Source organism: Paenarthrobacter sp. 10L420, assembly GCF_056395385.1.
On record NZ_JBFTJK010000041.1, the window covers coordinates 1 to 12272 of the forward strand.

At 64.3% G+C, this 12272-nt stretch carries 14 protein-coding genes and 1 pseudogene; 6 read left to right on the forward strand and 9 right to left on the reverse strand.

Translation table 11 applies throughout. The features are described from left to right. Positions 1 to 314, reverse strand: a 314-nt coding sequence (locus AC1DD5_RS25255) for a hypothetical protein (protein ID WP_477523071.1), incomplete at its 3' end; no start/stop codon positions are given. Between the two features lie 565 nt (positions 315 to 879). Here AC1DD5_RS25255 and AC1DD5_RS25260 point away from each other — a divergent pair. Next, positions 880 to 1455: an FAD-dependent oxidoreductase gene (locus tag AC1DD5_RS25260; RefSeq protein ID WP_477523072.1), complete on the forward strand. Its 576-nt coding sequence runs from the start codon at positions 880 to 882 to the stop codon at positions 1453 to 1455. Between the two features lie 80 nt (positions 1456 to 1535). Then, a complete protein-coding gene (locus AC1DD5_RS25265; protein ID WP_477523073.1) occupies positions 1536 to 1688 on the forward strand; it encodes a hypothetical protein in 153 nt (50 codons plus the stop codon). A 104-nt stretch (positions 1689 to 1792) separates the two neighbouring features. Here AC1DD5_RS25265 and AC1DD5_RS25270 read toward each other — a convergent pair whose 3' ends face one another. After that, positions 1793 to 3244, reverse strand: a complete 1452-nt coding sequence (locus AC1DD5_RS25270) for a GntR family transcriptional regulator (protein WP_477523074.1) — start codon at positions 3242 to 3244, stop codon at positions 1793 to 1795. 160 nt (positions 3245 to 3404) lie between these two features. On the opposite strand from AC1DD5_RS25270, the gene AC1DD5_RS25275 reads away from it, so the two are divergent. The 4 genes from AC1DD5_RS25275 to AC1DD5_RS25290 all read left to right on the forward strand — a co-directional run bounded on the left by AC1DD5_RS25275 (position 3405) and on the right by AC1DD5_RS25290 (position 4495). Continuing rightward, the gene (locus tag AC1DD5_RS25275; RefSeq protein ID WP_477523075.1) at positions 3405 to 3782 is read left to right on the forward strand and encodes a hypothetical protein; all 378 of its coding nucleotides are present in this window, start codon (positions 3405 to 3407) and stop codon (positions 3780 to 3782) included. Beyond that, positions 3779 to 3940, forward strand: a complete 162-nt coding sequence (locus AC1DD5_RS25280; protein WP_477523076.1) for a hypothetical protein — start codon at positions 3779 to 3781, stop codon at positions 3938 to 3940. Before AC1DD5_RS25275 ends, AC1DD5_RS25280 begins: the two co-directional genes overlap by 4 nt. Positions 3941 to 4090: 150 nt before the next feature. Beyond that, positions 4091 to 4249 carry a hypothetical protein gene (locus tag AC1DD5_RS25285; protein ID WP_477523077.1) on the forward strand — a complete coding sequence of 53 codons (159 nt, stop codon included), beginning with the start codon at positions 4091 to 4093 and terminating at the stop codon, positions 4247 to 4249. Positions 4250 to 4279: 30 nt separating this feature from the next. Continuing rightward, positions 4280 to 4495, forward strand: coding sequence for a hypothetical protein (locus AC1DD5_RS25290; RefSeq protein WP_477523078.1), 216 nt, complete (start codon positions 4280 to 4282; stop codon positions 4493 to 4495). 272 nt (positions 4496 to 4767) lie between these two features. On the opposite strand, the gene cofD is transcribed toward AC1DD5_RS25290, so the two are convergent. The 7 genes and pseudogenes from cofD to AC1DD5_RS25325 form a co-directional block, all read right to left on the reverse strand. Continuing rightward, positions 4768 to 5775, reverse strand: a complete 1008-nt coding sequence (gene cofD / locus AC1DD5_RS25295) for a 2-phospho-L-lactate transferase (RefSeq protein ID WP_477523079.1) — start codon at positions 5773 to 5775, stop codon at positions 4768 to 4770. Continuing rightward, on the reverse strand, positions 5772 to 6632 hold the full coding sequence (gene cofE, locus AC1DD5_RS25300) for a coenzyme F420-0:L-glutamate ligase (RefSeq protein WP_477523080.1): 861 nt from the start codon (positions 6630 to 6632) through the stop codon (positions 5772 to 5774). The genes cofD and cofE overlap by 4 nt, the downstream gene beginning before the upstream one ends. A gap of 180 nt (positions 6633 to 6812) precedes the next feature. Next, the gene (gene cofC, locus AC1DD5_RS25305) at positions 6813 to 7409 is read right to left on the reverse strand and encodes a 2-phospho-L-lactate guanylyltransferase (RefSeq protein WP_477523081.1); all 597 of its coding nucleotides are present in this window, start codon (positions 7407 to 7409) and stop codon (positions 6813 to 6815) included. After that, complete coding sequence (locus AC1DD5_RS25310) at positions 7402 to 8949, reverse strand: flavin-containing monooxygenase (protein WP_477523082.1); 1548 nt, start codon at positions 8947 to 8949, stop codon at positions 7402 to 7404. The genes cofC and AC1DD5_RS25310 overlap by 8 nt, the downstream gene beginning before the upstream one ends. Then, complete coding sequence (locus AC1DD5_RS25315; protein WP_477523083.1) at positions 8946 to 9437, reverse strand: hypothetical protein; 492 nt, start codon at positions 9435 to 9437, stop codon at positions 8946 to 8948. Before AC1DD5_RS25315 ends, AC1DD5_RS25310 begins: the two co-directional genes overlap by 4 nt. Further along, entirely contained in the window at positions 9434 to 11848 is a 2415-nt protein-coding gene (cofG, locus tag AC1DD5_RS25320) for a 7,8-didemethyl-8-hydroxy-5-deazariboflavin synthase CofG (protein WP_477523084.1), read from the reverse strand. The genes AC1DD5_RS25315 and cofG overlap by 4 nt, the downstream gene beginning before the upstream one ends. A gap of 94 nt (positions 11849 to 11942) precedes the next feature. Continuing rightward, positions 11943 to 12272, reverse strand: a pseudogene (locus AC1DD5_RS25325) (hypothetical protein); the annotation flags it as partial.

Sequence of the window (12272 nt, forward strand, 5' to 3'; positions counted from 1 at the left end):
ATCTCGGCATCCAGTCTGGCCCTGATGTCTGATGCGCTCAGACGAACGTACGTCAGTTTGATGTTCGGGTAGTCCTTGTGGAACGCGGCCGGCAGGAGGTCAACAGTCTTCGTATTCAGAACTCCGTACACCGTCACCTCGCCTTCCTTGTTGGCGGCGTCGACGACCTTCGACCATTCCGCCTCGTCCATGACCTTCGATAGCGTGCCACTCGGGCTCGCGTTCGAATTGTCCGTGGCCGCACCGGCTCCTCCGGAGGCGCATCCTGTCAGCGCAAGCAACCCGCATGCGACAACCAAGGACCCGCGCGCCATTACGCTCCTTCGCCTTCTCACAAAAATTCCTCAATTCCTCAGATTGGACCCACGACTTCGGGGATCCGGCTCCGCGCCAAAGGCGGCCTCTGGCGTGATCTAGACCACCCTACAGGGCCCCTGAATACGATCGCAACCGAATAGGGCAAACATTTTGAATACGATCGCAGAGACACCGAGCGCCGTGAGCCGGCAAGTCGAATGGTGGCCGGAGAAGCCTGGGAGTCCCAGTCTGGTAGTACCCAAGGTTGGCACAGTCAAGTAGGCGGCGTAACGCGGGGATTTATGCCGCTCGCAGCAGCTGGTTCAGCCGGTTGGCTGGGGTTTCGAGGTTGACGGTCGGCCGGGGTCGGCGGTTGAGTTTCGCAGCGACCCGGTGGAGGTCCTCAGGAGTGTGGACTGAGAGGTGCAGTCGATTGTCCTGCCAAATCCGCCTCAGCCCCGAGTTGGATGGGATTGAGGTGGCAGTGCTGACGGACTGACCGAGCTTCCCAGCCCGCACGGAGCCCTGAAGGCGCCGGCGAGCTCGTTGAATTGTTTCTGCTTTACGTTTTGGAGTTAATGCATGTCACAACACTATGAAGTCATCGTCGTGGGGGCGGGCGCGGCGGGAACCCAGGTCGCCGTGGGACTCGTCGCCGCGGGCTTCGCCGGGTCGATCGCGCTACTCGGGTCTGAGTCTGGCCTCCCCTACGAGCGGCCACCTCTGTCGAAGGGCTACCTCGTCGGCGAGGTCATGAAGACTCCCTGCCACTTCGCGCTGGCGACTATTGGCTCAAGTCGCCGACCCTACTGCACGAGTCGACCACTGTTGAACGGATCGATCCGGTCCGTCACATGCACGGGAGTGAGGTTGGCAAACGGCGAGACCGTCCCTGCAGATGTTGTTGTCGTCGGAATCGGTGTGATGCCGAATGTGGAACCCGTTGCCGTGGCGGGGGCTGAAGCACCCATCGGTCTGCTGGTGGACAGCCACGGACGCACCACGCTGCCCGACATACTCGCGGCGGGCGATTGCGCCCTGATTGGCGACGGTGGGCTGCGTCTGGAGTCGATACCGAATGCCGCCGCGCAGGCGAAGGCAGTCGTCGCGACGCTCACAGACTCGCCTCCGCCCGGCACCGATGTGTCGTGGTTCTGATCGACTCAGTACGACTCCCGGCTCAAAACAGCTGGTGTCCCGTATCTATAGTTGCGTCCGGCTTGAAGGGATGGTTGAGCATGGGGGCGCCCGGGGTACCGGTGCGCCGGGTCATGACCGAGAACGCCTTCGACTACCGGTGCTCCCGCGACTTCCAGGATGCACTCGCTGTGCTTGGGGTCAAACACAACCTGATCAAACCACGGCATCCCCTGCAGAACCGCAAAGCCTAACGCTCCAAAGGCTGGGCCCTTCGCCAGCCCTTCACCTCAGCCAAGCCCGGACCGCCGCCCTGGAGCCTTGTATCCGTTCCGCTGCTCGAGGAACCAGCGACGGTTCATCGGATCGCGTCTTCGGCATTCTCTCCAGTATTCACACCTAGACATAGTGTCCATGGGACCGATAGAGGGATTCTTCGTTCTGTCTGATGAAATGGGGAGAGGGTTTCACCGACGAGGCTAGCCGTGTTGGTAGCGAGAACGGTTTCGTTCTGATCAACTATGCACGTGTTTGACGGCAAGGTCCGGAGGAACGGCTCGAATCCAGTCTGAAGGCTGCTAACGAGGACGCCAACGGCAGCTACGCCAGCCATCCTGCCGTCCCTCGTGACTCGCTTGGAGAAGGAGACGAGGTGTTCGTTGGCGCCGAAGGCGTCCACGTAGGCGTAGGTGGCGTGGACCTTATCATCAGCGTCGTGCGCGGGCCACCACGGTGCTGTCGAGTAACCATAGAACTCCATATCCGCTTCCACACGCCGCGCCGATCCCGGACCCGACGGGATGGTGCACCAGATGAGGCCCGATTCGCCGAAGAATGATGGATCGGCGATGAATCCCGTCCCAACCAAGGGCGGCACGGCCTTCGCTAGAAGGTTCTGGCAAACGTCGTAGACATTCACCAACTGATCCAGCCTGCGGTTCTTTGAGCGATCGAGGTCGGTTTGGACGGCTTCTTCGACGGCCCGGATCGACGCGGCTGCGGTCCCTTCGAGGCTCACAGCGAACGATTCGACGGCGGAAACTGCGCTATCGATGCCTTCGATCCCGGGCGGCGATCCTGGTGGCGGATATTCCATTGACATCCGCACCTCGATGAGGCGGTTCATGTCCCGGCGGACATGGTCTTCGGCGAGGCCTCGTGCTCGAAGGGTGTTCCCGTCTCGTATTGCGTCCACGATCATCGTGTGCTCATTCGCGGCCGCCGCTCGGCGGTCAGAAGCGCTGGTCCACACCAATGCCCCTACTGCGGCATGCATCTCCATCTCCTGCCGGGCGAACAGGACGGATCCCGATGTGGCCGCGAGGTCTATGTGGAATCGACTGTCCGCTCGCGTCATTTCAACGGGTGTTTGCGCCGTCTCGATCATCACCGCCATCGAAGCCAGTCGCCCGATGGGGACCTGCCGAGATCGGCCTGCCACCGTCATGGCGGCTGACCCTGCCAGAAATGCCCGATATTCTCGGATGTCCCGCAGATCCTCAAGGGAGTACGCGGCAAGGGCGTCCCGCTGAGCGTTGGTGATGTCTCCGGTGCTAGCCTTCACGAAGCTTCCACCGCCTTTGCCGCGTCGTGTTTCCAGAAGTCCTCGATGACGAAGCTCCGCGAGGGCGGCACGCAGCGTTAACGTGGAGACGCTCATCCTTGCCGCCAGCTCGCTTTCACTAGGGAGCTGGGTTCCGTCTTCGAGTATGCCCAGCTCAATCGCATGACCGAGTCGGCGCCCGATCTCTTGGCCGCGCTCGACAGTGTCCAGCGGCGCGAATGCGAGTTGCTCTCTCCAACTGGCCATGGACCACGCTCCCAAATCTGTAGGGGTGATGAACAAGAACCTTGACATTCAACCTTTAATGTCCATTGACATTTGACCTTAAAGGTCTAAGCTCAAGTGTATCAGGAGAAGCGGGACACGCTTCCTCATAGTTCGATCATCACGCAAGGAGTCGATGGTCATGTTAAATAGCACGGATGTGGTGTACGCCTGGCAGCGATCCGGGAATTCGACACCGCTGGACCGCCTTGGCCTTTACGCACGGGCACTGACCGCAGATTGCCCGATCGGCGCCTACCGGACACTTGACGATGCGCAGGAGGACAAAGCGATCCTCGCCCTGTTCTGCGTGGACCGCCCCGGGGCGACCATTGCTTCCCTCCACCAGGTGCCACCTCTGGCCCTCGCCGGCTACCATCAGTTGCTCCACGACCTCGCTCGCGAAGGGCTCGGACCAGGCGGTGGATTCCGCGCCGAAGCCCAGCGTTTCGACCATTCACCCGACACGGCCCTCCACGGACGGGGAGACACCCCGGCTTTCCGAGGAGTCGAACTGTGAAGCGCCGCAGCTCGGGAGCCAGCACTGTCCCGTTCACTCCCGGGGGTACACGCATCCGGACGGTCCTTCCCCAATTGCCGGCGCTGCTGCGACCTAGGGCCGACAACCCGAAAGCGTGGGATGAGCTCATGCGTGAACTCGACGCCGACTTCGCCTGAAGGCGCTCGAACAGAAGGAGCTTTTTGCACATTGCCCCTTGGAGTCCCAAGCGGAGTTATCTGGGAACTACTGGCTGAACATTCCGTTCGCGCCTGTCACGCAGCTTCACTTCGTCGTCTGTACGCCGGTTCTGGGCAGCAGGATTCCACTTGAAGACATCCGAAGGCGACCAGTCCACCGCCGCCGGCATCGCATTCACCGAACTCTCCAACGGTTTCGCCGCCTGCAGGAACCCCGCGACGTTGCTCGGCGGCCTGCTCTTCGGCGAGGCCAAACACCGCGTCGAAGACATCCTCCGCGCGTCCTAACCCCAAACACCTATGAAACGAGGAGAAATCATGCCCAACCCCGGGGCAGCACACCATGGCGTGAGTCAGACGGCATTCCGATCACCCGTGCTAGATCAGAGCGTCGGCGCTGAACATGCAACAGTTCCGGTTCAGGATTTTGGCATTGACGAATACTCTGCATCTCCTTGGATTGGCCTTTACTACAGGCATGAGTTCATGCTCCACTACAGGCACGAACTGCTGGAGCATCAGGATCTGGCCTAAGACCCCGAGTCACAAATCCCGGGGCAGTCCCCGGGATTCAAGCACCAACCAAACGAGCCACAACCTTGCCGGCGCCGCAACGGACTCATCGAACGATGCCACACAACAACACCTTCAGGCTCAGCGCTGACGGTCAACGAGTCGCATCGTTCTGCAGCGTAGGATGGCAAACTCGGTAATGAACCAGCCGTAACGGCTGCTAGTCTCGCGGTGGCCATCGAGCCTGGGCCACGATAGCCGTCCAGCCTGAGCCTTGAATTTGGTGCCACCGTCTACGCGTCTGCCGTTGCCGACGCCGCCTTCAAGGCCGCTGCGGCAAGATCCGCGCTGCTCTGGACGTCGTTCATCCACAGTGGAACAATAACGGGCCGGACCCCGGAACCGGCGATGGAACCCGACAGCTCCGCATCGGCGCTGTCAATCAGCCACGCATCCAGGATCCCTCCGGAGGACCGCGCACCATAATGCACTGCCACCGCATCGGCAGCAGTCCTGACGCGGATCGCGGCCAGGCAAGCAGCCGCCATGCCCCGGACGGCGGCACCGGAGATAATGGGCGAAATCCCTACGACGGGGGCCGCCGTCGTCTGGATTGCCTGCCTGATGCCGGGGATATTCAAGATGGTGCCGATGGACACCACGGGATTTGACGGGGCCAGTACGACGACATCGGCACCGGAAATCGCCGCCACGACCCCCGGAGCCGGAACGGCCTTAGAGAGCCCGACCTGGAGAAACTCCCGGGCTGGACGCTGGGCACGATGCCGGACCCACCATTCCTCGAAGTGCACAATCTCTGGCAGATCAGCGTTGGGACCGTCCAACACGACCTGGGTTTCCACTTCCTCATCGGTCATGGGCAGCAGCTCCATCCCGAGGTCCCACCGGGAGGCCAGACGCCGCGTGACCTGGCTCAACGGCAGCCCGGTCCGCAGCAGATGCGAGCGGGTGATGTGCGTGCCGAGGTCCAGATCACCGAGAGTGAACCATGGCCAGCCCACACCATAAGCTGTCAGCTCGGCACTAACGCGCTCCGTTTCACCGGCCCGGCCCCATCCCCTCGCTTCATCGTTAACGCCGGCGAGGGCATACATCACCGAGTCCAGATCGGGACAGACGCGCAGCCCAGTCAGCCACATATCATCACCCGTGTTGACTACCGCGGTGATTTCCGCCGTCGTTCCCCCGGCACCATCCGGCAATACCTGACGCAGATGGTGGCGCAGCCCACGCAGGAATCGCGCCCCACCCACACCACCGGCCAGCACCGTGACCCTCATGCGGTAGCACCGCCGTCTGTGATGCTGGAGGACTCCACGGGGGATCGTTGTCCTGCCGCGAAGCCCTCTTGGAATCCTTCCAGATGTGCTTCGGCCGATCCCAGCCGGAACAAGTCATCCTCTGCAGAGCGAATCAGGGTCCGGGCTCCAGGCTCCTGGATCGGCCGCATGAGGTGGCCCAGGCCATGGACCACGGCGACCGGCCTGCGTGAGGTCTTGCCGAGCACCAGATTCGCTGCACCTGCTATTTCATCCGCCACCGCAGTGATGGTTGCATCCATCGGCCTGTCGAAGTCGTCCCGCGTGCCTCGTAAATCATGGGTTACTGCCATTCCCGCGGCACCGATTGCCAAATCGGTCTGCCCCAGGCGCCAAGGACGGCCTAGCGTGTCGGTTATGAGCACTGCTAAGTCGAAGCCGAACCGCCGGCGCAACCCGGTGCAGAGCGCCTGCGCTGACGCATCCGGGTCCTCGGGCAGGAGCAGCACCGTGCCATCAGGCGTGTTGCTCGCGTCGACACCGGCGGCGGCGAGCACCAATCCCAGCTTGTTCTGAACAATTCGGGTCACACCGCCGGGGTGTGCTTTGCTAGCGACCAGCCGTACAGTTTCGGCCGTGATGGCATCTTCGCGGCTGTCTGCCCGCAGAGAACGCCCTTCAGCCTTTGAAACTATTTTGCTGGTCACTACGACGATGTCGCCTGCGGAAATCTCATCTTCGATGGCGTTTCCAACGAGCACCAAGAGGTCATCGCCGGCGACGATCTCACCGATTCCGTTGATCCCAACGACGGCAAATTGCTGTGGGGGGTCCGGCGGTTCGCGCGTTCCAAAGCTCGCCAGATTACTTTGATTCATCTCAAATCCCATCAGAACACAGTCCGCTATTTTCCAAGAGTAGCGTGGTCCATACTCTTCGAATTATCTCTTCCGACGTGCCACAGGACGATACTTGGTCGAGCATGTCCCATTGATGAGTGGGCAGGGTCATTATTAAACCTTTCATCTCGTGCGGAGCAGGTCTTGTCCGTTACTTGCTCAACGCGCAGATTGTCTGATCGACTCCAGAGCCTCGGCGGTCCGTCGGCCGAGCCGTCCCGCGAGCCGCTCGAGGTCGGCCCAGATGTCGACATCGGACCGAAGCCCTGACGTCTTGTCGATATAGAGCTCGACGTAACCCGCGACTGCGTGCGCAGCGCGCGAATTTTCGCCGAACGCGGGGCGATGCCGTCCCGGGTCGAGCGCGGTGAGAAGCGTTGTCCCGGTTCCAGCGGCATCTGCAACGAATGCCAGCTCAACGGCTGAGGCGAGCTGCAAGGCGCCCTCGAGTTCGGCCGAGGTGAGTGCTGGCAGGTCGCCCTGGAGCACTGCGACCCGGCCGGGACCCGCCGCAGCGATGCCTTGGAGCACGGCTGCGGATAGCCCCTGTCCTGGATCATGCACTATCTCTGCGCCGAGGGCGCGAAAATCGACGGCAGCGGCTTCGGTGGTGATGACAACGAGGCGACCCACGGGCAGCGCGGCTTCCACGGTATCGAGGGCGATCGCCCGAGCAAGGCCAGGATCGCCTCCCAGACGGGACTTCGCGGTCGCGGTGCCCTTTACCGGTACGACAATGGTCCAGGCGTCAGTCATGAGCAACCATCCCGATGTCGTAGTCGGCAGGGTCGAACCGGGCGAGCCGCTCGCGGAACGCCGAGGCGGTGTCCGGCCATAGGAGGGTCAGCCTGCGGCTCCGCTCGTCGACGTACCAGCTGCGACAGCCGCCGGTGAGCCAGACGGTGTTCTCAGCCATGCGGTCGATTTCGGCGACGTAGCTGGCCTGTCGCTCCGGCCGCACGTCGAAGGCCGGCACGGCGCGGCTGCGCAGATACCGCATGGCCTCGAGAACATAGGCGATCTGCGACTCGATCATATGCACGGCCGAGTTGTGACCGAGGCTGGCGTTTGGGCCGTCAATGACAAAGAGATTCGGGAAGCCAGCCACTGTGGTGGAGTTGTAGGCGACCATTCCGTGGGACCAGGCCGCGTCGAGGGTGCGGCCGTCGCGGCCTCGGATCCTGTGCGCGATCGGCGGCCGGGTGGAGTGGAAGCCGGTCGCTAGGATGAGCGCATCGAGTTCATAGGCCGCTCCCGAGGCAGCCCCTACCCGGCTGCCTTCGACGGCGGTGAGCGCCGATCGCTCTAGGCGCACCGATTTGCTCATGAGGGCCGGGTAGTAATCGTCCGATAGCAGAACGCGCTTGCAACCGGCCTCGTATTCGGGTGTCAGCGCCCGGCGGAGGGCTGAGTCGGGGACTTGCGCCTCGAGGTGCCGTCGCGCTCGGTCCCGGAGCGCGGCGAGTGGACCAGCGGCGCCGAGCCGTGCTGCGAAACCCGCTTCGGCGTCCCAGAACATTCGACTGCGGAGTGTCGCCAGGGAGTAGGGGTCGGCTCGCCAGCTGGCCTTCTCACCTTCGGTGTAGGCGTAGTCGTTACGGGGAACGACATAAGCCGCGCTCCTTTGGAAGAGAACAACTTCGTCGGCCACCGCGGCAATGCGCGGCAGGATCTGCACAGCGGAGGCGCCGCTTCCGGCGAGCCCGACCCGCTTGCCCGCAAGATCGAGATCGCGCGGCCACTCGGACGAGTGGAACACCGGGCCAGCGAACGAGTCCAGGCCCGGCACGTCGGGCATCCGCTTCTCAGAGAGCCGACCCGTCGCCACGATCACCCAGCGGCAGCAGTAGACGTCGCGCGTAGTCAGGACCGTCCAGGTCATGGTGGAATCGTCCCAGTCGAGCGCGAGCACGTCTGACGAGAAGCGGAGGTGTGGGAGGATGCCCTCCTCGCGGGCGGCCTCCTGCAGGTAGTCGAGGATCTCGCCGCCGGGAGAATAGAAGCGGCTCCAGTCGGTACGCGGCCGGAACGAGAACGAGTAGAGCTGTGACGGGATGTCGCAAGCGACGCCCGGGTAGACGTTGTCGCGCCAGGTGCCGCCGACGTCGGCACCGCGCTCTACGACGACGAACGACTGCTTGCCCGAGCGCGCGAGCTGGATCGCGGCACCGAGGCCGGCAAAGCCTGCACCAATGATGACCGTATCAACGGGCTCCGCGGCGGTTTTCGCGCGGCAGGCGTCAGCGTTGACCGCTGCTTCGGAGCGGACGGTCCGGGTGTCGTTGGCCTCAGTCACGGCCGGGCTCGCGGTATCGTGCTGTGGGCCGGGTATCGCCGAGGCTCGCGCAGGAACGCGTCGATGAGATACGCCTGCTCAGCGGGATGCCCCGCCTCGGCGAAGCGCACGTCCGCGGTTGCCGGATTGGCCGCAGACAACCCCAACGGCGCGATGACGAGGACAGGGCAACGGACATCCGGCGCCGGCGCTGCGGAGCCCAATACGATCAGGGCAGAGACACGCGCGTCAGCAATGAGGGGCGTCTCGCAGACCGGCCCAACGAGGAGCGCGAAACGGCCGGGCAGCTCACTCGTCCGGACGTCCGCGTCCGCCACGAAGACCTGACGCCGCCGCGTCAATAACGGCAGTGCTGCGTCAAGGTCGGGATCCAGGCCGGCCGGGCCGACCGCGATGATGACCGGGTCGATTCCTTCCAGGGGCAGCAGTGTGACCCCTGTCGCGATCTCTCGCAGACCCGTGCCCGTCCCAGCGTTAACGAGGATCACGCCAAGCCCCTCTGGACCAGTGCGTAACTCGTCGTGCGTTCCCCCGCCTCGCGGCCAAGAGCGGTCGCGATCCGCTGAACGTCGCGCGGCGTCGCCTCGCGGTACGCCTCGGCGCCGGCCTCCGGCCAGATCGCACCGTCGAGCAGCAGACCGCCGAAGTCGTCCGCTCCCCCGGCGAGTACGGCCTTTGCACCGTGGAAGCCGAGCTTGGTCCACGCGGCCTGTACGTGGTTGATCCGGCCGTGCAGCATCAGGCGCGCGACTGCGTGGAGCGCCCGCGAGGCTTCGAGGCCAGGACCTTCACCGGCCACCGCCCGCACTCGCGAGGGCACGTCGAACGGCACATACGGCATGGCGATGAACTCCGAGAACCCGCCTGTCTCGTCCTGTATCCGGGTCAGTCGACGCAGGTGAGCAACGATTTGCGCGGGCGTCTCGACGTGACCATAGACGATCGTCGCCGTTGACCGGAGACCTGCCCGGTGAGCGGCCATGAGGGGCCGGATCCACTCGCCGACGGGCGGATCGGTGCGCTCGCTCAGCAGCGCGCGCACGCCGTCGTCCAAAATCCGGACGCCCGTACCGGGAACGCTCGTCACGCCTGCCTCACGCAGTTCTTCGAGGAAAACCTCGACACTAACACCCATCCGACGCGCCCCGTCCAGCACCTCCGTCGGGCGGTATGCATGGAGTGACAGATTGGGCCCGGCTGCGCGGACAGCCCGAGCCAGGTCGCGGTAGGCCGTACCTGGCAGCGCTTGGTCGATTGGGCCCTGGACGCAGATCTCGGTAGCACCAAGCGTAACGGCCTCCTCGACCAGCCGCCGGACGATGTCGTCTGTGAGACTCTTTTTGTAGAGCGACGAGTCCAGGTTGCGGTTGACGACGTAGGTCAACGTGTCACCGACTGCTGCCGAGCGGACTTCGTCGGCCAGCGCGGCTACAGCGTCGAGGTCTTCACCACGGGCGGTAAGGAGGGAGCAGTAGTCTGCGTCCGTCAGCGAGGCCGGGTCATTCGAGGCTCTGGCGAGGGCGGAGACGATGGTGGGGTCGGCGCGGCGTGGCAGACCGACGGTCACGCCGCGATCGACGGGAGGAGCGGTGGCGGCGACAAGAACGGTGGCTGGGCCTTCCGACCGCGGACGCGGGCCCCGCGCACCGGGGGTCGAGGGCCTCACCGCTGCGCCCTCGTCGGCGAGCAGGGACACCGGATCGGCGAGAGCCGTAACGGCGGGGGCGATGCGCGCATCCAGCCAGGTTTCTGGATCCTGCAGGTAGGCCGGGTGTGCGGTGAGCCGCTCGCGCAGGGTGAATCCGGCCTGCGCCGTCAGCTCGGCAAGCGTCTGGAGTTCGGGCCAGGGTCGTTCGGGATTTACATGGTCTGGCGTGAGCGGGCTGACGCCGCCCCAGTCGTCGATGCCTGCGCGCACCAGCAGCAGGAGTTCAGGGAGTTCGCTGAGGTTCGGGGGCGCCTGGATGCTGTGGTCGGGCCCCATGACAATCCGGGCGACCGCGACCGCGGCTGCGTACTCCTCGAGGGCGAGGTCTGACTCGTTCTGCATCGCGGTGCGCGGTTTCGCGCGGAAGTTCTGGACGATGGTCTCCTGCACCTGGCCGTACCGCTGGTGCGACGCCCGGATGGCGAAGAGGGCGTCGGCGCGCTCGGCGTCGTTCTCCCCGATGCCGAGAAGGACCCCGGTGGTGAACGGGATCCGGGAGCGGCCGGCGTCGTCTATCACCCGCATCCGCAGAGCAGGATCCTTATCCGGGGACCCGAAGTGCACTCCCCCGGGCTGGCTCCAAAGCCTCGTGGCCGTGGTCTCGAGCATCATGCCCATCGACGCGGCGACGGGGCGGAGCCGCTGCAGCTCGGCGAACGACATGACTCCGGGGTTGAGATGCGGCAGAAGGCCGGTCTCGGTGAGCACGAGTTCGGCCATCGCACCGACGTAGTCGAGGGTCGAGGCGTAACCGTGGTCCTCGAGCCACTGCCGCGCAACCGGCCAGCGGTTCTCAGGGCGGTCGCCGAGGGTGAAGAGCGCCTCCTTGCAGCCGAGCGATGCGCCCTGGCGAGCGATGCGAAGGATCTCTTCCGGGGACAGGTAGGTGGGTATCCCCTTCTTCAGCAGGCCCCCCGGTGTCTCGACAAAGACGCAGTAGTGACAGCGGTCCTGGCAAAGCTGCGTGACGGGGAGGAACACCTTCTTCGAATACGTGATGATGCCCTCGCGGGAAGCGCGAGCGAGGCCCTCGTCGCGGAGCCGCGACGCAACAGTCAGCAACCGGTCGAGGTTGTTGCCTCGAGCTCCGAAGAGCGCCGTGGCTCCGGCAAGGTCCGTCTCGCCCGTGTGTTCGAGACGAGCGAGAGCATCAGTGAGGGGCGCAGGATTCAGAACCGAGGATGCGGCCATGTTGGACCTTCGAACCAATGGTCGCACGCGTCTCGCGTTTCACACACCGGGCCCTCCAGCCCCGGGCTTTGCTGCAGGTTCAGCCTAGCGCCGCTCACAGCGTCCTCCGTCCGCTGGCTGCCAACGGGCCGCTGCTGGCGCCGACGGCCCGCAGCCGCGGCAGGAGGTGTTCGGCGAACTGGGACAGGAACCGTTCCTGGTCATGGCCGGGGGCGTGGAAGACCAGGTGATTGAACCCTGCCTCTACGTAGGGCATGAGCTGGTCCATGACCTGCTCCGGATCCGAGGCGACGATCCAGCGCTTGGCGACCTGTTCGATGGGCAGCGCGTCCGCGGCGGCTGCCATGGCCGCAGGGTCCTCGAGGCCGGCTTTCTGTTCCGGGCTCAGTGACAGCGGCGCCCAGAACCGGGTGTTTTCCAGCGC

What these genes read in the sequence shown, in the direction of transcription:
- AC1DD5_RS25260 (WP_477523072.1), top strand. Translation starts at nt 880, where the DNA reads ATGTCACAACACTATGAAGTCATCGTCGTGGGGGCGGGCGCGGCGGGA.
- AC1DD5_RS25265 (WP_477523073.1), top strand. Translation starts at nt 1,536, where the DNA reads ATGGGGGCGCCCGGGGTACCGGTGCGCCGGGTCATGACCGAGAACGCC.
- AC1DD5_RS25270 (WP_477523074.1), bottom strand. Translation starts at nt 3,244, where the DNA reads ATGGCCAGTTGGAGAGAGCAACTCGCATTCGCGCCGCTGGACACTGTC.
- AC1DD5_RS25275 (WP_477523075.1), top strand. Translation starts at nt 3,405, where the DNA reads ATGTTAAATAGCACGGATGTGGTGTACGCCTGGCAGCGATCCGGGAAT.
- AC1DD5_RS25290 (WP_477523078.1), top strand. Translation starts at nt 4,280, where the DNA reads ATGCCCAACCCCGGGGCAGCACACCATGGCGTGAGTCAGACGGCATTC.
- cofD (WP_477523079.1), bottom strand. Translation starts at nt 5,775, where the DNA reads ATGAGGGTCACGGTGCTGGCCGGTGGTGTGGGTGGGGCGCGATTCCTG.
- cofE (WP_477523080.1), bottom strand. Translation starts at nt 6,632, where the DNA reads ATGAATCAAAGTAATCTGGCGAGCTTTGGAACGCGCGAACCGCCGGAC.
- cofC (WP_477523081.1), bottom strand. Translation starts at nt 7,409, where the DNA reads ATGACTGACGCCTGGACCATTGTCGTACCGGTAAAGGGCACCGCGACC.
- cofG (WP_477523084.1), bottom strand. Translation starts at nt 11,848, where the DNA reads ATGGCCGCATCCTCGGTTCTGAATCCTGCGCCCCTCACTGATGCTCTC.